This is a genomic window from Aeoliella fuhlenseeensis, assembly GCF_052161615.1.
Lineage (GTDB): Bacteria > Planctomycetota > Planctomycetia > Pirellulales > Lacipirellulaceae > Aeoliella.
The window spans coordinates 2,051,663-2,070,632 of sequence record NZ_CP197417.1 but is presented as its reverse complement, the minus strand read 5'-3'; the positions used below and the strand labels follow the sequence as shown (position 1 = coordinate 2,070,632).

Genomic DNA, 18,970 nt, shown 5'->3' with positions numbered 1-18,970 from the left:
CACCTGTGATCTGATGCACACATGCCACCTAAGTAGTGGACTGATGTTTCGGCACCTGGACAGAATAGGAGGAATGGCAGAAGTGGGGGTTGGGGGTGCTTCGAGGGGCGACGGTCGTTGTCATCCTGATGGAGCACTAGCGACGAGAGGATCTCGGTCGCCAATCGTTCGACGATCCCGGGGGGACGAGATTCTTCTGGGAGCATTACTCCCGTCGGAACGACGGCGTCGTTGTGCAAGCGAGCAAGAGTAAAGTCGCACCTGCGGTTTGCCCCTGCGACATTACTCTTTCGACCGCTCCTTTAGCACTCGCTCTAACCTCTTCGATAACAAGTACTTACGCGAAGGGCTTCGCACGATCGAAAAAGAGTAAAGTCGCACCCAACGAAATTCTGACCAAATCGCGACTTTATCACTCTTCAAAAAGAACTTTCGCGAGCCACGGATTGCGAAAGGCTCCTAGCGGATCGAACTGCTCGCACGCCGCGCGAAACTCGGCGAGGTTCGGATAAAGCCGAACGACTTCCGCCGAATCGATGGGGCAGACCTTGCCCCAATGGGGGCGAGCAGCGACCAACTCGCCGGTAGCGTGGGCAAGCACGGCGGCGAACTGAAAGAAGCCTTCGCGGCGTTCTGGGGCTTCGTAGGAAATGAAGCTGACCGCGTAGTAAGTATCGTCGCCGCTCGACATGGATATCGCCGTATCGTCGGCGAGCACTTTTCGGATGCAGATCGGGTAATGATGACCGTAGACACCATGAATACTTTGAAGCGCGTCGGCGAGTCCAAGCTCCGCGATCGGTTGCTGCCAACGAGCCTCGATCTCCTGCACGCCCGCGGCGTGCAGGAGCAGCGACTGCGTGAAGTCGAGCATCTCGCCGAGCCGATCGCTTGGGACAAACATCTCGATTTCGATATGGCGGAACAGCTCGTGCTCCATGGTCAGCATCGACTGCGACTTGTCGACCACCCGCCAGTTGCGAATCGCGGTCGTGATCGCCACGTTGCGAAAAAACCATCGGGCGAGCCGCGGGCTGCGAAGCACCCGCACGAGCGACAGGATAACCAGATGCAAACCAACGTCCATGCACACGAACCAGTACCAACGATAGAGCCACGCAAGACGCGACCGCGGTGCCGGGGTTTCACGCCGATGCTGCGCGAGGTACTTCCACGCGTAGGGAATCAGGAAGAACTGTTGCAGCGGAAACTCTCGCTCGGCGTCGCGCACGCTCGTCAGATCATCGTAGAGACTAAAATGTTCTTCCACCCGATACTGCTCGCGGCAGCGAATGCCAACCTCCACCACAACGCCCATGCAGCCCAGCGAACAACGTGCGGAACGGAGCAGGGCGGGGTCGCGAACCGTGGTGAGCGTCGGCTCGCCGGTCGCAGGGTCGTAGTGAGCGAGGGTCACTTCGTCGACGAAGTGCGACACGCTCTGGCGACCCGAACCATGCGTCCCCGTGGCTGCGGCCCCGGCGATCGACTGTTCGGTAATGAGCCCCAGCGTCGGCAGCGTGAGCCAGTGGGCATCGAGCTTCGGCAAGATGTCCTTGAGTCGACACCCACCGCCGAGCAAAACCCAAGTCTCCGTACCGCGTTTCTCGACCCGAAAGCCATCAAGGTACTCGGTGCTGAGAACGACTTCGTCTTCAAGTGGAGCTTCGCTCCACGAGTGCAACGCGCCAATCGTGCGAACGCGTTTCCCCTTCACGCGGACGAGTACGTCGAGCACCTCGCTCGCCGATTGTGGGGCAAAATACTGGTCGGGCGTGAAGTCGAGATTGCGGCCGAAGTTTCGAATTCTCATGGCAAGTGCGTGGCGGGGGAAACGAGGCCCAAGTCGAGCATTCTACCAGCGGCGGAATACCTGGGAGGAGCCGCCGGACCATTTGAAGGGGCCGAAAACGGAATTGGCGAACCAATTCCACCCCGCTTACGTAGTCACAACGCCTTCCACCCGCCTGATAGTCCTGCCCCAAGTCGCCGCTTGAATACTTCAATAACTCATTCGCCGGTGGATTGCACGATCGTGGGGGCCAGCTTCGCCGGGCTCGCAGCGGCGAGTGTGATCGCGCAGCGTGGACTCCGCGTGCGGGTGATGGAGAGGAAAGCCGACCCCGGCGAAAAGCTCCACACCACGGGCATCATCGTGAAGGACGCGGTGGATCAGATCGCACTTTTAGACCTGATGCCATCGGAGTTCGTCCGCGCAGTTCCAGGCGTTCGCTTGTACGCACCGAGCATGCGCTACGTCGATCTCGACGCTCCCGGTTATTACTTCCTCGCCACCGACACCCCAAACGTCATGCGCTGGCTCGCTGCGCGAGCGGAGCAGATGGGCGTCGAGGTGCTGCTCGACTCGCCGTTTCAATCGGCGACACGGGTGCGGGGTGGATACGAACTCGATGGGGTAGGGGAGACGCGTTATTTGATTGGCGCGGATGGTCCGAACTCGCAGGTGGCTCGTAGTTTGGGGCTTGGACTCAATCGCGAGTTCCTATTCGGCATGGAGTACGAGTTCGAGGGCCTTGCGCTCGCCGCCGACGATCGCCTGCACTGCTTCATCGATCGCAAGCTCGCGCCGGGCTACATCGGTTGGATCGTGCCGGGCGTCGGGGTGGTTCAGGTGGGACTCGCGCGCCGGATGCGTCCTGACGCGGATGCGATTAAACGGGTGATGGAGAAGTACCTGGCGAAGATCGCCCCCGTGCTCGACGTGCGGACGCTGGAACCGCAGTCGATTCGCGCGGGGATGATTCCTTGCGGAGGAGTCATCCGACCCGTGGCAACGGAGCGTGCATTACTCGTTGGCGACGCGGCAGGAATGGTCTCGCCGGTCACTGCCGGTGGCATTCACACCGCACTCAAGCATGGCCTCGCTGCGGGGCACGCGGTGGCTGACTTCCTCGAAGGAAAGTGCGACGATCCGTGTCACTGGTTTGCGAAGACGTATCCCAGGTTCCGCAAGAAGCGACTTCTGCGATTCCTGTTCGACCACTTTCAGAGCGACTGGTTCTTCAACCTGATGCTCGCCACCGCCCCGATGCGAATGGCGGCGAGCCAAGTTTACTTCCACCGCCGCGGTGCGCTGACGCCAGCGGGAGCCAGAGTTTCAACAACGGCGAAAGCGGTAAAAGGAGGTGAGTTTGTGAAGTAGAGTTGAATAGAACACTCAGTTCGCTTTCGTCGAGAGCAAGAACGCGAGTAGGTCGGCGAAGTCGTCGATCGACATTGTCTTTTCAAGTCCGGCGGGCATGATCGAGTTCTTCGAAGGCTCGCGATAGTCGACATCATCGCTCGACAAGTCAAAGCGATTCCCCTCATCGTCAATATACGGCTCCGTTCCACCATCCCCTCCCAGCGGCAGTCGCAAACCAACGTGTGTTTTTCCATCCATCGTTTCCAGAACCCACGGCACGTAGCGCGGCGCAATGTCGCGGCTAGGTTCGAGGATCGACGCGAGTGCCTGCCGACGATCGTGACTCGTGGCGTAGCGAGTGAGGTCGGGGCCGTAGTCGCCACCTCGCCCTTCGATCGCGTGACAGGTGCCGCAGCGAGGGCCGACACTGCTGAAGAACAGACGACGCCCGGCGTTCACATCGCCGAGCCCTTCGGTGAGTACCAGCCAGGTGTCGATGTCGGTCGCTTCGGGCTTTGGTTCTTCGAGGACTTCGACGAGACCTGCAAAACGTTGCACGCGGCTTGCTTCTTTGGCCACGGCAGGCTGGTCGCTTGCCGCAAGGCGTTCGAGCAGCGGCGCGAAATCCTTCGAAGCAGCCGCGAGACCCGCCACTGCATCCGCGCGAAGTTCGGCATCGGCCGTTTCGTTGCCGGCGACTTGCGCGAGCCGATCGAATCGTTCGGGGTGCTTGCTGAGGGCGAGGGTCCGCACTCCTTCGGTTCGCAGCCCCGCATGCGAACCGGCAAGGTAACCATCGAGCACTTCGAGCGTCAGCTGTTTGTGATCGGGCGAAAGCAATCGCAGGGCAAGGGCTTTGATGTCGTCCGAACGCTTGCCATGTCGCAGTTCGCGAGCAAGCAGTCCATCGACCACTTCCTTGGGTGGCGGCTGGCGATCGCTGTCGAGCCAGTGAATCGCAGCCAGAATGCACAGGTAATATCGTTCGTTGGGGATCTCGCCTTCGAGGAGCTTGGCGATATCGTTTCGGAGTTCGGTGAGATGGTAATCGGCGATCCAGCGCACTGCGTAGAGACGGACGTCGGGATCGGTGGACGCCAAGGCCTTTCGAAGCATCATGTCAGAGCCGTCCCACCCGTTCCAACGAGCGGCTTGAAGCCCGAGCAACATCAGCTTCTCGTCTTGCATCGCGTCCACTGCCTTCGCTTCATCGAGGCGAGCGACTGTTCGTTGGCGCGCGAATGGATCGTCGTTAACGGCATCGTTCGGTGCGTTCCCTGCAGACTCCACTGTTGTCACGGCTGCGATGTCCGTCGATGGCGTCACGTTCTCCGCGGTGCTCAACTTCCAGATACGACCCTGTCCATGCACCGGATAGCTCCGCGAAACCCAATCGGCGAAGTACAGCGAACCATCCGGAGCAACGGCGCAGCCGGTGGGCCGGAAATCAGCGTCTCCTTGGACGACCACTTCGCGCTGGGCGTCGAACGACATTCCTTTGGGCGCGAGCTTGTAGCGTTCGAGACGATGATCGCCCCAGCTCGTGACCCACAAGAAGCCTTCGTGAGGTACCACTGCACACGGGGCTTCGCCCGTGCCGCAAATCATGGGAAGCGTGCCGGGAAGTTCACCATCCCATGCCTGAAGGGGATGCACACCCGCACGGCCGTACTCGAAGCGATGACCGTAGTCGCCGGTCGGAACCACGTGAATCAATCGGCAAGGCGGACTGGCATCGGGATCGTTATCGACCGCAAACAAAGTATGTTGGCCCACGACGCACAGTCCGAACGGATTCCAGAATCCTTGCGCGACGCGAGTCAGCTTCGATCCATCCGCCGCGAAGTGGAACACCATGCCCGTCCCGCCCGAATCAGCGAACGCCTCGCCATCGCTGCCGACAAGTCGATACTCGCCGCCGAAGTTCTCACCGAGCCCCAAGTAGAAGCCACCCTCGGGATCGAACGCGAATCCGCCGAGGGCGTTGTGAGGATAGTCGACTTCCGACTCCAGATGGACGAGTGTCGTTCGCTCGTCGGCGGTTCCGTCGTTGTCCGTGTCGCGAAGCAGGAAGACATCGCGACGCGTGACAACAATCACCGCATTGTCCTTGCGGACTTGCAAGTTCATCGCAAAGCGAAAACCTTCGGCAAAGGTCGACCATGTGTCGAACTTTCCATCGCCATCGGTGTCTTTATAACGGCGGATGCGATCGCTTCCGGGGCCTTTGTACTCATCGGGTCGCTCGTGGGTGTGCGATTCGATGACCAGCAGGTCGCCGTTGGAGGTAAAACCAATGGCAATCGGCGTGACCACATCGGGTTCGGCGGCCACTCGCTCCAGCGTGTAGCCCTCGACCAGCACTCGCGGAGGTGCCGCTTGAGCCCCTGTGGAGACCCAACCACAGGTTGCCAGTGTGAGGATGCAGGCTGCTTGCTGCAACGTGAAGCGGCGACGCCAGTTGCGTGCTACTTGAACCCGCACACGCGATTTGCGATATTCAAAGTACATTCGCGATGGACCTTTGGGCGTTAGGAGTGGTGCGGGATGCAGATTTGGCCGGCTATTGATTTGCGAGGAGGAAAGTGTGTTCGTCTCCGCCAGGGCGACTACGCTCAGGAAACCGTGTTCAACGACGACCCGGTGGCGGTGGCTCTTTCGTTCCAAAACGCGGGCGCGCGGCATCTGCACATCGTCGATCTCGACGGGGCCCGCGAAGGCTCGCCGGTGAACCTGCCCGCCGTTCAAGACATCGTAGCCGCTGTCGACATGGAATGCGAGCTTGGCGGTGGCGTGCGCGACGAACAAGCAATTGCCGAACTCCTTGGGTTTGGTCTTGGCCGATTGGTGGTCGGGACCTCCGCGATCAAACAGCCCGATTGGTTCCGCGCGACGTGTCAGCAGTTCCCGAACAAACTGGTGCTGGGCATCGATGCCCGCAACGGCCTGGTGGCGACCGATGGTTGGCTGGAGACGAGCAGCGTCTCGGCCGTCGAGCTCGCGCTTCAATTCACAAGCGAGCCGATCGCCGCTATTGTCTACACCGACATTGCAACCGACGGCATGATGGCCGGACCGAACGTCGCCGCGATGCGCGAAATGCAAGACGCGGTTTCTGTGCCGGTCGTGGCTTCGGGTGGCGTGACCACACTGGAAGACGTGCGAGCTCTCGCCGAGGCGGGACTCGCCGCAGCAATCATCGGCCGCGCGCTGTACGAAGGTGCGTTTAGTTTGAGCGATGCCATCGCGATAGCCGAGGAGGTGGCAAGTAGTAAATAGCGGCTGGTGGCAACGGAGGAGGGTTGTCGTCGGCTCCGACAAGCGGTAACCAAAACTCCAAGCGACACTCTCGGGCGTCGCTCTACTCTTCTAACAACGGAGCGTTCGATGTCGAAGCATGTCGATGACCTAAGGAACATCGCTGTGTGCGGCCACGGTTCGGCAGGGAAGACCACGCTGGTGGATCACCTGCTTGTCAAAACCGGGGCAGTGCAGGGCAACCCCAGTGTCGACGCCGGAAACAGCATTTGCGATTTCGACGAAGAAGAGAAGCACCACAAGCACTCGATTGAACCTGCAATCACTCATTGCAATCATGGCGGCAAAGAGCTGACGCTGATCGACACGCCCGGGTACCCCGACCTCATTGGCCAGACGATCGGCGTGCTGCGCGGCGTCGATAACGTGCTAATCGCCATTGATGGTCACGCAGGGGTGAAGGTCAACACTCGGCGAGTTTGGAAGGAAGCGGGCGAACGGGGGCTTGGACGCATCCTCTGCATCACGAAGATGGACGACCACAGCGTCAATCTCTCGGGGCTGATGGACACCATCCACGAAGTGTTCGGCCCGCAGTGCGTCTTGTTCAATGTGCCGCTCGGCACCGGCGACGACTTGAAGGGAGTCGCGAGTACCATCGCCCCAGCCGCTGGGGTGAATGGCGCTGTGATGGATCTGGCGCACCTTGGCGAGAAGGCGATCGAAACCATCATCGAGTCGGACGACGCGGCGATGGAGAAGTACTTCGAAGGCGAAGTGCCTTCGGCAGAGAAACTGATGGAACTGGCGATCGCAGGCGTGAAGGCCGGTTCGCTCACGCCGGTAGTTTGTGTCTCGGCGAAGAAGGACATCGGACTCACCGAACTGCTCGACCTGCTCGCGAAAGTCACACTCCCTCCATCGGCCATCGAACGGAAGGGAACCAAGGATGGCGATACCGTCACCTTGAAGCCCGAGCCTACCGCGCCGCTCGCCGCCCAAGTGTTTCGCACGCGGATCGATCCGTTCGTCCAGAAGCTGAGTTTCATCCGCATTCTTTCCGGCACCCTGCACAAGGACGACATCGTTACAACTTCGGGCGAGCGGAAGGGGCTCAAGATTGGGCAGCTCCTGAAGGTTCAAGCCGACAAGACCGAGCCGGTCGATTCCGCAGGGCCGGGCGAGATCGTTGCCGTGGCGAAGACCGACGTGCTGCACATCGGCACTTCGCTCGGCGAAGTCGAACTTCCGCCGATCAAGTTTCCCACGCCGATGGTGGGACTCGCAGTCGCGCCGAAGAGTCGCGGCGACGAAACCAAGCTATCGACGTCGCTTCACAAGCTGGCGGAAGAAGACCCCACGATCCACGTCGATCACGATGAGGAGACGCACGAGACCGTGCTTACCGGCATGAGCGAGTTGCACTTGCAACTCATTCAGGAACGGCTGAAGCGGCGTGATCACGTCGAGATCGAAACGCATGAGCCGAAGATTCCGTATCGCGAAACGATCACGCAAGAAGCCGAGGGAATGTACCGCCACAAGAAACAGAGCGGCGGGGCAGGGCAGTTTGCCGAGGTTCACATTCGCATGTATCCGTTTCCAGAGGGAACCAGCGTCGAGGAGTTTGCTTCAAAGAGTCGCTTCCCGCAGCTCAAGCACATTCATTATCACGAGGCGGGCAACTTCCTGTGGGTCGATACCGTGGTCGGCGGTTCCATCCCTGGCAACTTCATGCCGGCGATTGAGAAGGGTTTTCTCGAACGGGTGACGAATGGCGTGATTGCGAACTGCAAGGTTCAGGACGTGTGCGTCGAGGTCCACTTCGGAAAAGACCATCCGGTGGACTCGAACGAAACCGCGTTTCGAATGGCGTCGTCGAAGGCCTTCGCCGAGGTGTTCAAGAAGGCAAAGCCAGCGCTGCTTGAGCCGATGGTGTTGCTGCACATCACGGTGCCGGCGGGGAACGTGGGCGACGTGTCGAGCGACCTCGCCGGACGCCGTGGACAGATGGTAGGAATGGACGCGGCCGGCGGTGGCATGACCACCGTCGAAGCGAAGTGCCCGCTGTCGGAAGTGACCACCTACGCCCGGACGCTGAGCAGCATGACCGGCGGGCAGGGGAGCTACTCAATGGACTTCGCCCACTACGAACCCGTGCCCGGGAACGTACAGGCGGACGTGTTGTCGAAGGCGAAGGTGAGGGTGGAGGAAGAGTGACAGACCATCGCGACATACCTTTGACGAATCCTTATGAGGCACCCCAGTCCGAACTGACCGGCATGGCTGCCGCTCTGCTCCGCTGGCGTATCATCCCCGGGGTATTCAGTGGTCTCGTTGGGGCGTTGGTATTGGCGTATGGGTTGTTTGTCGCAATGTATGTCACCTACGCTGGCTTTGTCATAGAAGGCCCGTCCCAATTGGTGTATTTGTCTGTTGCCGTTGGGTTGCTTTGTACTGTTGCGGGAGGTAGCTGGATCGGGGGAGCCATTTTTTGCTTTCGCAAACGATGGGGTTGGGCAGTAGCTGCGTGGCTGATAGGGCTGCTCACGTTTGCGATGTTTGTTGGGATACTGTACTTCGCTCTGCCTCTATTGAATTAAGCCCCCACGGCTTCCAAATCCAGCTCCATCGCCGAGACGCTCGCGGCGGGGAAGGTCCACTCGGTGAGGTTGCCTTTCATCTCGCGGGCCAACGGCGCGATGTCGTTCGCGTTGTAGTGCGTGATCTCGTTCATCGGTCGGCTGGCGATTTGATGCACGGTGCCGCCCGTGATTTTGCGGCCGGGGATGGCGAGGCTCGCGGCGATGTCCTTGGTTCGCTCGGTGTTCACGGCGTGGACGAACAGTTTGTCCCCCTTCACGCTCGCCACCACGTCGAGTCCATCGGGCGTGGCGTCGACCTTCGTGGCGTGTGTGCCGATGTGGTGGCGGTAGAGGCTCATCGCGCGGGCCACCGGCATCATGTACGAACGGCCTTCGTTCTCGGGCACAGGAATCATCACGGCGTTCACCTGCCAGCGCGTGCCGCAGAAATCGGCCGCGGTGGCGATCTTCAGCACGTCGCCGTGCCGCTGGTGGTTGTTGAGGATGCGAGCGTACGAAACTCCGGCCGCCCAGGTACTCGAAACGTCGCAACGATCGCGACCCGGAATCGCAAAGTGGCACTCGGTCATCGCCAGCGGGATGTCGACACCCTTCATCGAGTCCCGGACCTCGCGAATCTTATCGTCGTTCAGCTTCCAGGCTTTCATCAACTGGTCCCATGTCCGCGCGGGGTCCTTACGGTACTCGTTGCGTTCGAGCACCGGATGTCGTCGGTCGTCGGGATTGAACATGTGATGGAACGCCAGGTAGTCGAGGTGCTCGCCCGCAACCTCCGCCATGCGCGGCGCCCAGCCACTGTCGCCCCAGCCGATGAGCTTGATCGACGGATCGACCTTGCGCATCGCCTTGGCGAACTCAACAGTCTTAGTGGCCGCGGTGTCGAGCGGAAAGCCTTGGCGGTCGTAGGACGTTTCGTTGCCGATCTGCCATAGCGGGATGTTGTACGGCTCGGGCGAACCGTTGGCGGCGCGCTCGGCGTGCACGGGCTCGTTGCAGTAGGCGACCCACTCAGCGGCTTCCTCCACGCCCGCCGTGCGGACGTTGTCATGGACCTTCATGTATCGCTCGCGGCCGTCCGACTCGAAGTTGACGCACATGAGGGCGTCGGCTCCCACTTGGCGACAGAAGTCGACGAACTCGCCGGTGCCTACTTGGTTGGACTCGATTCCCCCCCAAAGCAGGTTGAGCATTGGTGGGCGCTTCGCGCGCGGACCCACTCCCTCGCGCCAACGGTAGTAGTCGGTGTAGATGCCGCCCCACCGCATAAGCGTGGGGCCAAGCTCGCGGGTGGTCTCGATCAAATCGGGCCGCCACCGCTCTTTCAGGTGATCCCAACCAGCCTCGACCGAACCATCGGTCGCCCCCAGCGGTTCCATGAACTGCATGTAGAGGTAGGGGGAGAGCTCGAACGTCGGTGTGGGATCTATTCGCAGCTCTTCGCGGCGTGGCGGGGCGGCCTGGGCCTTCACCAGGTTCGAGGTCCCTGCCGCAGCGGCCACCGCGGCGAGAGACTTGAGGGCACCACGGCGAGAGATTGGATTCTGATGCACGGAGACCACCTGGAGTTCGATGTTGTAGGAGCGAAGACGACAAGCTTGTCCCAGTTTAACCGATCCCGCCGGCCGTTTCTTGCACAACGCGTCTGCCCCTGTGGCCCGCCCTCGACACCCGGGCCTTGGGCCTTAAAATGGCGGGTCGCAGTACGTCTTTACCCCGGATGCGGCGAGCCCCAGGCGGGTTCGCGGCCCGCAACGCATAACCCCCTGAGGTCCTCATGTCCACGATCATCGACATTCACGCACGCCAGATTCTCGACAGCCGCGGTAATCCCACCGTCGAGGTGGACGTGACGCTGGCCGATGGCTCGGTTGGTACGGCCGCCGTTCCGAGCGGCGCGAGCACCGGTGCCCACGAGGCGTGGGAGCTTCGCGATGGCGACAAGGGCTACTTCATGGGCAAGGGTGTCCAGACGGCCGTCAACAACGTCAACGAGAAGATCGCTGACGAACTCGAAGGGATGGACGCGCTCGATCAGATTGGCATCGACCAGATGATGATCGAGCTCGATGGCACCTCAAACAAGAAGAACCTGGGCGCGAACGCCATTCTCGGTGTGTCGCTCGCCACCGCGCACGCGGCGGCCAAGTACTGCGACCTGCCTTTGTTTCGTTATCTGGGCGGCTCGAACGCTCGGCTGCTCCCCGCGCCGATGATGAACATCCTGAACGGCGGCTCGCACGCCGATAACTCGGTGGACATCCAAGAGTTCATGGTCATGCCGCTGGGCTTTGACAACTTCAGCGAAGCACTCCGCTGTGGCACCGAAATCTTCCACCACCTGAAGAAGGTGCTGCTCGACAAGGGCATGAACACTTCGGTCGGCGACGAGGGTGGTTTTGCCCCTGACCTGAAGGCCAACGCCGAGGCGTTCGACGTGATCCTCACCGCCATCGAGAAGGCTGGCTACAAGCCGGGCGAACAAGTGTGGTTCGCAATGGACTGCGCGGCGACCGAGTTCTATAGCTCGGAGAAGAACGTCTACACCATCGACGGCAAGGAACTCGACCCCACCGGCATGGTCGATTTGCTGGCGAGCTGGGTTGATAAATTCCCCATTTGCAGCATTGAAGACGGTTGCAGCGAGGACGACTGGACCGGTTGGAAGCTGCTGACCGAGAAGGTGGGCAGCAAGTGCCAGTTGGTGGGCGACGACCTGTTCGTTACCAACGTCGAACGTCTGCAGCGCGGCATCGACGAGAAGATCGCCAACTCGATCCTGATCAAGGTCAACCAGATCGGCACGCTGACCGAAACGATCGACGCGATCAACCTGGCCCACGCCAACGGCTACACCAGCATCTCGTCGCACCGCAGCGGCGAGACCGAAGACAGCACCATCGCCGACCTCGCCGTCGCTTGTGCCACGGGCCAGATCAAGACCGGCTCGGCCAGCCGGAGCGACCGCATGGCGAAGTACAACCAACTGCTCCGCATCGAAGAAATGCTCGGCACCTCGGCGATTTACGCTGGGCCGAAGTTTGCGGCGAAGCTGAAGTAGACGACGACTTCTTCGAGATTGTTTCCGATATCCTCCAACTCCCGTCGAAGAACTCCTTCGACGGGAGTTTTCTTTTTGGCAATCCAATGGGTGTGGAGGGGATGATGAACCAGGCGAAGAATCGAATAGTGCTGGGCGTGGTGGCGATTGGGCTGCTGTTGTGCTCGATACCAACCACTTGGATGACCATCAAGAACGCATCGCTAACGTTCCCGGTCCCCACGTTTGGCGATTCCTCGCCGTTCGGCCAGGGTGGCCCCATGATGCAGATGCCGGCGTTCAATGGCCTGGAACTCAACGTGACGGGCATCAATGGTCACATTACGCTGGGCGCGAAGGCCCCCATTTGGCTATTGGTAGTCGTCGCCGCGGGAGCCATCGGTGTCGGCGCACTCAATGCCGCTGGCATCACGTCGGTGCCCGGCACCATCCCTCTAGTTGTGCTGGGCGTGGTGGGGATCTTCTTTGCGGCGGGGTTGTTCGTCACTTTCGGCGGCGAGGCCACGATGGGGATTGGTTATCCGCTAGCGATTCTTGGTTTCGGTTTGGGACTTGCTCAATTAATTCGGCAACTGTCCGCTTCCAGTGTTCCAACAGCCTAGTAGCGGGTAAAGGGGTAAAGATAACCTACCGCTTCGCGAGACCCCGCAGCACTTCCAGACCACGTTCGATGGTTTCCACCGTTGCCGCGTAGGAGATGCGGAAGTGGGTGTCGCGTTCGCTGAAGATATTGCCGGGGATGATGAGCAGCTCGCGTGCGATTGCTTCGGCGACGAACTCGCTGCCCGTGCCCCAGGGGGCCTTGGGGAAGACGTAGAACGCGCCGTCGGGCTGGGCCACTTCGTAGCCGGCGTCGCGTAGGCCATCGAGCAACAGGTCTCGGCGCAGACGATACGTGTCGACGTAGGGCTGCATGTCGACGTCCATCGCGGCGAGCATCGCCCACTGCAAAGGCTGCGGGCCGCACACGAAGGTGTACTGCTGCAACATGGTCATCTTGTCGATCAACTCGGCGGGACCATGCATGTAGCCGAGTCGCCAGCCGGTGACGCCGTAGGTTTTGCTGAAGCCATCGACCACGATCGTCTGGTCGTTGAAGCTCGCGGGGCTCACCAGTTCGCCGTTGTAGCAGAACCGGCGGTAAATCTCGTCGCTGATCACGGCGATGTTGTGCTTGGCCGAAAGCTCGGCGATACCCCGGGCTTCTTCGGCCGTCGCCAGAACGCCGGTGGGGTTCGCGGGGCTGTTGAACAGGATCGCCTTGGTACGCGGCGTGATCGCGGCTTCGACCTTGGCGAGGTCGATGTGAAAGTCGGGGTAGGTGTCGATCTTCACGATCTTGCCATCCACCATGCCGGTGAGCGCCGGGTACATGACGAAGTGAGGGTCGAAGCAAATCACCTCGTCGCCCGGGTTCACCAGCGTCATGAGCGCGAGCACCAGCGCGCCCGAGGTGCCCGAAGTCACGAGCACGCGGCGATCGGCGTGGCCGTAGCGGGCGTCGACCTCGGCTTGCAGCCGCTCGCGGAGCGGCGTGATGCCCTGCGTCAGGCTGTAGCCGTTCTTGTCGGCGTGGATCGCGTCGCAGGCCGCCTCTTTGATGGCGTCGGGCACGGGGAAGTCGGGCTGGCCGATCGACAGGTTGATCGGATTGGCCATCTTCGCGGCAAGGTCGAACACCTTGCGAATGCCACTGCTGTCGACGTACTCGGTGCGTTTGGCGATCCAGGGATGCATGGTGGGAGAGGGGCTGGGGGCTAGGGGCTTGAGGCTAGGGACTCAAATGGAAGGGGCTTTGGTAGTAGCAGCTCACTGCCCACCGCCAACGGCTCACCGCCACTTTCACGTAGCGTAATTGGCCTGGCTTGACTGTACCAGGGCGACCATGGCCAGGATGCCGGCGATGCCGACGAGCTGGGCTCCGGAAATGGTCTCACCGTCCATGAAGCCCCAGGCGAAAGCAATCGGCGGGACGACGTACGTCACCATGCCGGCGAACAGCGGGCCGCGCTCGCGGACCATCTCGACGAACATGTAGATGCAGAGCCCCGTGCCGAGCGGACCGAGCACCGCCATAGCAATCGCCGCCTTGGTCCACGCAGCCGAGCTGGCGGTAGGGGGCTCGGTAGCGAGTTCGTAACCGGCCAGTGGAACGAGCATCAACCCGGCAAGGATCATCAGCCACGCCGATACGACCAGCGACGACTGCTGGCGAAGGTTGCGCCGTAGGTAGACGTTGCCAATGGCGTACGACAGCGGAACCGTGATCGCGAACGGCACCAACCACGCGGCGAAGTTGTGCTCGCCTGGGTCGCGGAACACGACCCACATCAGCAGCAGGAAGCCACCGAGCACGCCAACCGTCTGCTGCCACGTGGGCCTGATGCCGAGCATCGGAATTGCCGAGGCGATGGTCATCAGCGGCGTCATCGGCACGAACACCGCCAGGAAACTGTGATCGGCACCGTGCGAAAGAATCCACGGCTGGATGGCAAACGGGTAGGCATTGCCGACAAGAGCAACGAACAGAATGCGAAAGAGCGTCTCGCGGTCGATCTTGAGCGACTGCCGGCGCATCCAGACCACGGGTAGCAAGAACGCAGCGCCACCCCACAGCCGGCCGAGCGCGACGGTCGAAGGACCGAGCACCTGCGCGGCGTCGTCCATCAGTTTGAAGTTCGAGCCGAAGAACAGGCACGTCAGCGCGAAAAACAGGTAAGCCATGCGGTGCGTGCGGGGCAGGGGAGGGGGGCGGGAGCCTACGATTCTACCCCGACACCCTCCCTCAACTAGCCCCGAGCGAGCTTGCTCGGGGGTCCTTGAGGGTACCCGTAACTATCGCACGCGGGCCTTGAACCGCAGGACGCCACCTTCGCCAACGGGCAGCGGTTCCTTGATCTCCCAGCGGAGCACCACCGAGCCACCTTCGTTGGGCGACGTGGAGAAATCGGCGTCGCGGCTCGACTTGGCCGAGCCTTCGACGAACTCTAGCCGCGTGGCGAGGTTGTCGACGATCGTGACGTTGCCAATCGGCTGGTCGCCAATGTTGTCGTATCGCAGGGCGAACTCGACCTCTTCGCCAATCGCCGCGGCACCGGTCGAGGCGCACTTGATCAAGCGAATCCGCGGCGAGTCGGGCAGATCCAGGCCATAGATCTCACCCGCCTGAGTGCGGCCGATTTGCTGATGCACCTGCTTACCATCGATGACGACCTGAGCCGAGACGTCCGACGCCCACGTGTAGGCCGAGACGATCGCCTTGGCGAGGATCGGCTTCTCAGCGTTATCGATGATGCCGAGCTTCATGACGTCGAGGTTGACTTGCGGTCCGAGGAACATCTCGAGATCCGCGGCAGCCAGTCGGGTGCGAAGCGCGCCGGCTTGCTCACGCGCTCGGAACAAGCTTGGCGGTTGATCGCCCATGTTGGCTATAGGTGCTTTCTCTTCGACAGTCGTAGTGACGCGGTCGGTGCGATCGGCGGCCACCAAGCCCATCTCGTCGATGATGCCACCTGGGCCAACACGTCCGTTGTTAACGGTGAGGCCTTCGACTCGGCGTACCGCGCCGAAGCGCGGGGCGTAGATGCAAACGCGGTTGCTTGGCTTCACGATCACTCGGCCATCGAGCGTGTCGTAGTGCGTAATGGTGTCCTCTTGCTCCACTCCATGCAGCCGCCAGTCATGATCGACGCCGGCAGGAGTTTGAAAGTCGCCACCGTCGCACAGGTATTCGTCCGAAGGACCGATCAGCCCACAGCTCTGACAGCCATTGTTGCAAGGCAGTCCACCCATGGGAGGACATGGAGCTTGCATGGGATACGGAGCCTGCATTGGTGGGCAAGCGGCGCCCGTCGGCGGATACGGCTCTTCCGCTGCTGGATATTGCTCTTCCATTGGCGGGTAGTTTGTTTGATGCACCGTCGGGAGTTGCTCGGCTGGCGCCGAACTGCTTCCACTTTGGCAACCGTGGCAACTGCATGGCGGGACTTCGCCGTGGTAAGGCTGGCTTTCAGCCTCCACCTCGTTGAGCCATCCCTTCGAAGTGGACGTGTACTGAGCTTGCCGAACTGGCATCGATGCAGGTTCCGCCGCCGCAGTGTGAGCTCCAACGGCTGAGTAGCCCTTGGGCGTTATCTTCGACGCCGACTGGCACGCGCACATCATGATCACGGCAACCGTGATCACCAGCGCACGGAACCACCGCGGAAAGAACTCGATGTGTTGTGGTGCGGTAGTCGTCATGATCGATAAGGCAGCAAAGACGATTGAAAGCGTCCGTTCTATTCTTCAAGGCGAGCGGACGCCGTAAGGCGTCTGGTGTTCTCTCGCTTCTAAACGTTTGTAAGCGTGGCCTACTCTGCACTCGGTTTGCGCCCAAACTCGATGATCGGAGGGCACCCATACGTTGCGAAGCCTTGCCCCGCTGCTTGTCGCATGTCGCGGCCACCAAGTCGCAGGATGGCAATCGGTCGACCCGCGGCGTCGGCGACGGTCAACGGATCCTCGCCGTCGCGAGCCTCGTACCAAGTGGTCTTGCCGTTCACCTCGTCGACCGGCAATGCTTGGTTAGGGTCTTCGACGTAGATCACTCGCGTGACAAACATTCCCCGGGCAGCGAGTTCCAGGTCTTCGGCCGTAATATCGACGGGGACCGGGAACTTGAGTTCCGCTCCGCAAGGCGGATAAAGGCGATCGATGAGCTCGATGGTCGGATAGACCTCCTCGCCGGGCCGATCGAACAGGTTGGTAACCCTCAGGCGATAAACCAGTCCGACTTGCAAGCCCACCAACGGGTTGTCGGGCTGGGGCGTGGTGAAGTTGCCATCCATCGCGAGGCCCACCTGCACGCCCGCAGGCACGCGAATCTCGGTGGGCTGAATATAACCCGACAACGGTCCACCCCTCAGGAGTCGTTGGCTTCCAATCGCTCCCGGTGGCATGGCGCCTGCGTGCAGCGGGTGCCCGGGCGGCCCTTGGGCCGGTGCCGTGCTGGCTCCGATTGCACTGATGCAAGCAACCAAACACAGTCTGCCGATGACTATCGCTTGCACGGAGGCAAGTCGTCTGAGGCGGCGGACCGTTGTCGTGAATTGAGTCACAGTATTTACGAATGAGCTGTGAGAAGAGTTTTTGAAAAGGTGAGTAGCGGCGGAAGTTGGTGGGTGAGTAGGTAAGCAAGCATTTTCGAGTAGTTGGAGGTACGAGCCACCTACTCACTTACTGACCTACTCACCCCACCTTCCTGATTGATCTCTCTACTCGCGAGCACGGTCAGAGTGGTTACTGACAGTACTCACATTGGCAATCGGCGTTATGCGCGCCCGACTTCATCTTGTTCCACGATTTGCTTAAGGCCGAAGGAATGAGTCCGGGAACCGTGCCACCAAACATCTGCTTGGGAGCGCGATTCACTTCGTCGATCCGAACATGGTCCACAGGTGCGGGATAGTTCATGCCCGGACGCTGCTTGACGGTCATCTTCATCTCTTCCACCGGCGATGGCAGCACAACGCGAGTGCGGTTACGCATGGTGTGCTTCTGCAAGCCAGCCGGCACGCCCAGCGGAATGTGGGGCGGGCCAGGCAGACCGATCGGCGTGCCAGTGATTGGCATGCCATAACCGGGAGCCATGTTCGCCACCATGTGCGGAGGCACGCCTTGCGGAGCAAACCCCGAAGTCGGCATGCCCATCGGCATCTGGCCATAACCGTAGCCGTAGCCAGGGCCGTAGCCATTCACGTTGCAGCTTCCATCCTGGCAGTTGCCATCGGGGCATCCACCTTCGATATAACCACCTTCGCTGTACTCGCCAGCGTATTCGCCGCCAGCTTCGCCCATGTACTGGCCTTCGATTTGGCCTTCCATCGGAGCCGGCACATGGTCGGGCGTAAACGATTCGCCTTCGCTGTATTGAGCAGGGGTAATGCAACCAGCACCGCCGCCACCCATGCCGCCCATTCCGGCCGTCTTGCTCAGGTCCTTGTTACCCATCCGCAAGATGGCGAGGATCGAGCCGCGACGATCGGCTTCGGCAATCGGGTCCACACCCGGATCAAGCCGTGTGCTGACCAATGTTTCAACACCCGCGAGCGCCACTTCGGTGAACTCGGGATCTGGCAGGTAGATCACCTTGGTCACAAAGTTGCCGCTCAGCACTTGGTCGAAGTCCTCTTCCGTGAATTGCACCGGAATCGGAGCGTGAGCCAAGTAGGCATCGGTGCGGGGAGTGACCGGAGCCACTTCCAGCGTGGGATACAAGGCAACCGATTCGCGTCCTGGAAGGTTGGTGACCTTCAGGCGATAGATGGCACCTTGGGGAAAGTCTTGCTTGCCAGGAACGAACAGCGGAGCCGAGTCGAACATGCCAGCGTTGCTGACATCCCACGACACGCTCAAAGGCTCTTCGCCGAGGAACGAAATCTGCGAAGTGGGAGGCATCATCCCCATGCCGGGCATTCCCATGCCCATTCCCATTCCCATTCCCGGTCCGCAGGGCCCACAAGGAGCTCCGCCGCCGGCGTAGAATCCGCCATCTTCCATGTACGATGCTTGCATCGGACCACCCATGCCACCCATCGGCCCGCCACCAAACTGGCCGGGAGGAGGAATGACGCCAGGACCGGGGCCGCCGACGCCGGGGCCTGGTTCCATGAGTTGTTGCGCTGGTGGCAAGTTATGAGCCATTCGTGCGCCGGTGCATCCGACAGTCGTCAAGGCGGCCGCCAGCACGCAGCTGGGCAGCCAGTGTGTTAAACGCATTGTGTCCCCCCCTTGGGAATTGTCTCGCCGGGATGCCTGCTAGCACCAGACGCGAAGTGCGGTGGACGCTGTTCCAACTCGAAAGCTAGAATCCGCGACCCTCTTCGAGCTGCTGCTGTTGCTGTCAGTTGCCGGGCACACTGC

General features: G+C 61.0%; 13 protein-coding genes. 5 read left to right on the top strand and 8 right to left on the bottom strand.

The genetic code is table 11. The features are described 5' to 3' along the window. Positions 1-412: 412 nt before the first annotated feature. Positions 413-1,813 (bottom strand): D-arabinono-1,4-lactone oxidase, encoded by a 1,401-nt coding sequence (locus tag SH292x_RS07995; protein WP_442485072.1) that lies wholly within the window; start codon positions 1,811-1,813, stop codon positions 413-415. Positions 1,814-2,020: 207 nt separating this feature from the next. Here SH292x_RS07995 and SH292x_RS07990 point away from each other — a divergent pair, with 207 nt between their 5' ends. Next, positions 2,021-3,163, top strand: coding sequence for an NAD(P)/FAD-dependent oxidoreductase (locus tag SH292x_RS07990; protein ID WP_442485071.1), 1,143 nt, complete (start codon positions 2,021-2,023; stop codon positions 3,161-3,163). Positions 3,164-3,178: 15 nt separating this feature from the next. Here SH292x_RS07990 and SH292x_RS07985 read toward each other — a convergent pair whose 3' ends face one another. After that, entirely contained in the window at positions 3,179-5,656 is a 2,478-nt protein-coding gene (locus SH292x_RS07985) for a PVC-type heme-binding CxxCH protein (protein WP_442485070.1), read from the bottom strand. Positions 5,657-5,692: 36 nt separating this feature from the next. Here SH292x_RS07985 and hisA point away from each other — a divergent pair, with 36 nt between their 5' ends. After that, on the top strand, positions 5,693-6,424 hold the full coding sequence (hisA, locus tag SH292x_RS07980; RefSeq protein ID WP_442485069.1) for a 1-(5-phosphoribosyl)-5-[(5-phosphoribosylamino)methylideneamino]imidazole-4-carboxamide isomerase: 732 nt from the start codon (positions 5,693-5,695) through the stop codon (positions 6,422-6,424). A 108-nt stretch (positions 6,425-6,532) separates the two neighbouring features. Beyond that, positions 6,533-8,623: an elongation factor G gene (locus SH292x_RS07975; protein WP_442485068.1), complete on the top strand. Its 2,091-nt coding sequence runs from the start codon at positions 6,533-6,535 to the stop codon at positions 8,621-8,623. A 379-nt stretch (positions 8,624-9,002) separates the two neighbouring features. On the opposite strand, the gene SH292x_RS07970 is transcribed toward SH292x_RS07975, so the two are convergent. Further along, on the bottom strand, positions 9,003-10,559 hold the full coding sequence (locus SH292x_RS07970; RefSeq protein WP_442485067.1) for a twin-arginine translocation signal domain-containing protein: 1,557 nt from the start codon (positions 10,557-10,559) through the stop codon (positions 9,003-9,005). Positions 10,560-10,783: 224 nt separating this feature from the next. Here SH292x_RS07970 and eno point away from each other — a divergent pair, with 224 nt between their 5' ends. Beyond that, positions 10,784-12,067, top strand: a complete 1,284-nt coding sequence (eno, locus tag SH292x_RS07965; RefSeq protein WP_442485066.1) for a phosphopyruvate hydratase — start codon at positions 10,784-10,786, stop codon at positions 12,065-12,067. Between the two features lie 101 nt (positions 12,068-12,168). Further along, a complete protein-coding gene (locus tag SH292x_RS07960) occupies positions 12,169-12,669 on the top strand; it encodes a hypothetical protein (RefSeq protein ID WP_442485065.1) in 501 nt (166 codons plus the stop codon). Between the two features lie 25 nt (positions 12,670-12,694). On the opposite strand, the gene SH292x_RS07955 is transcribed toward SH292x_RS07960, so the two are convergent. From SH292x_RS07955 to SH292x_RS07935, 5 genes are all read right to left on the bottom strand, one after another. Further along, positions 12,695-13,804 carry a pyridoxal phosphate-dependent aminotransferase gene (locus SH292x_RS07955; protein ID WP_442485064.1) on the bottom strand — a complete coding sequence of 370 codons (1,110 nt, stop codon included), beginning with the start codon at positions 13,802-13,804 and terminating at the stop codon, positions 12,695-12,697. Between the two features lie 105 nt (positions 13,805-13,909). Continuing rightward, on the bottom strand, positions 13,910-14,791 hold the full coding sequence (locus SH292x_RS07950) for a DMT family transporter (RefSeq protein ID WP_442485063.1): 882 nt from the start codon (positions 14,789-14,791) through the stop codon (positions 13,910-13,912). A gap of 111 nt (positions 14,792-14,902) precedes the next feature. Beyond that, positions 14,903-16,309 carry a hypothetical protein gene (locus tag SH292x_RS07945; RefSeq protein WP_442485062.1) on the bottom strand — a complete coding sequence of 469 codons (1,407 nt, stop codon included), beginning with the start codon at positions 16,307-16,309 and terminating at the stop codon, positions 14,903-14,905. A gap of 110 nt (positions 16,310-16,419) precedes the next feature. Continuing rightward, a complete protein-coding gene (locus SH292x_RS07940; protein ID WP_442485061.1) occupies positions 16,420-16,959 on the bottom strand; it encodes a hypothetical protein in 540 nt (179 codons plus the stop codon). Between the two features lie 388 nt (positions 16,960-17,347). Then, complete coding sequence (locus SH292x_RS07935; RefSeq protein WP_442485060.1) at positions 17,348-18,718, bottom strand: hypothetical protein; 1,371 nt, start codon at positions 18,716-18,718, stop codon at positions 17,348-17,350. Between the last annotated feature and the right edge of the window lie 252 nt (positions 18,719-18,970).

What these genes read in the sequence shown, in the direction of transcription:
- SH292x_RS07955 (WP_442485064.1), bottom strand. Translation starts at nt 13,804, where the DNA reads ATGCATCCCTGGATCGCCAAACGCACCGAGTACGTCGACAGCAGTGGC.
- SH292x_RS07995 (WP_442485072.1), bottom strand. Translation starts at nt 1,813, where the DNA reads ATGAGAATTCGAAACTTCGGCCGCAATCTCGACTTCACGCCCGACCAG.
- SH292x_RS07935 (WP_442485060.1), bottom strand. Translation starts at nt 18,718, where the DNA reads ATGGAACCAGGCCCCGGCGTCGGCGGCCCCGGTCCTGGCGTCATTCCT.
- SH292x_RS07945 (WP_442485062.1), bottom strand. Translation starts at nt 16,309, where the DNA reads ATGACGACTACCGCACCACAACACATCGAGTTCTTTCCGCGGTGGTTC.
- hisA (WP_442485069.1), top strand. Translation starts at nt 5,693, where the DNA reads ATGCAGATTTGGCCGGCTATTGATTTGCGAGGAGGAAAGTGTGTTCGT.
- SH292x_RS07975 (WP_442485068.1), top strand. Translation starts at nt 6,533, where the DNA reads ATGTCGAAGCATGTCGATGACCTAAGGAACATCGCTGTGTGCGGCCAC.
- SH292x_RS07985 (WP_442485070.1), bottom strand. Translation starts at nt 5,656, where the DNA reads ATGTACTTTGAATATCGCAAATCGCGTGTGCGGGTTCAAGTAGCACGC.
- SH292x_RS07950 (WP_442485063.1), bottom strand. Translation starts at nt 14,791, where the DNA reads ATGGCTTACCTGTTTTTCGCGCTGACGTGCCTGTTCTTCGGCTCGAAC.
- eno (WP_442485066.1), top strand. Translation starts at nt 10,784, where the DNA reads ATGTCCACGATCATCGACATTCACGCACGCCAGATTCTCGACAGCCGC.
- SH292x_RS07960 (WP_442485065.1), top strand. Translation starts at nt 12,169, where the DNA reads ATGATGAACCAGGCGAAGAATCGAATAGTGCTGGGCGTGGTGGCGATT.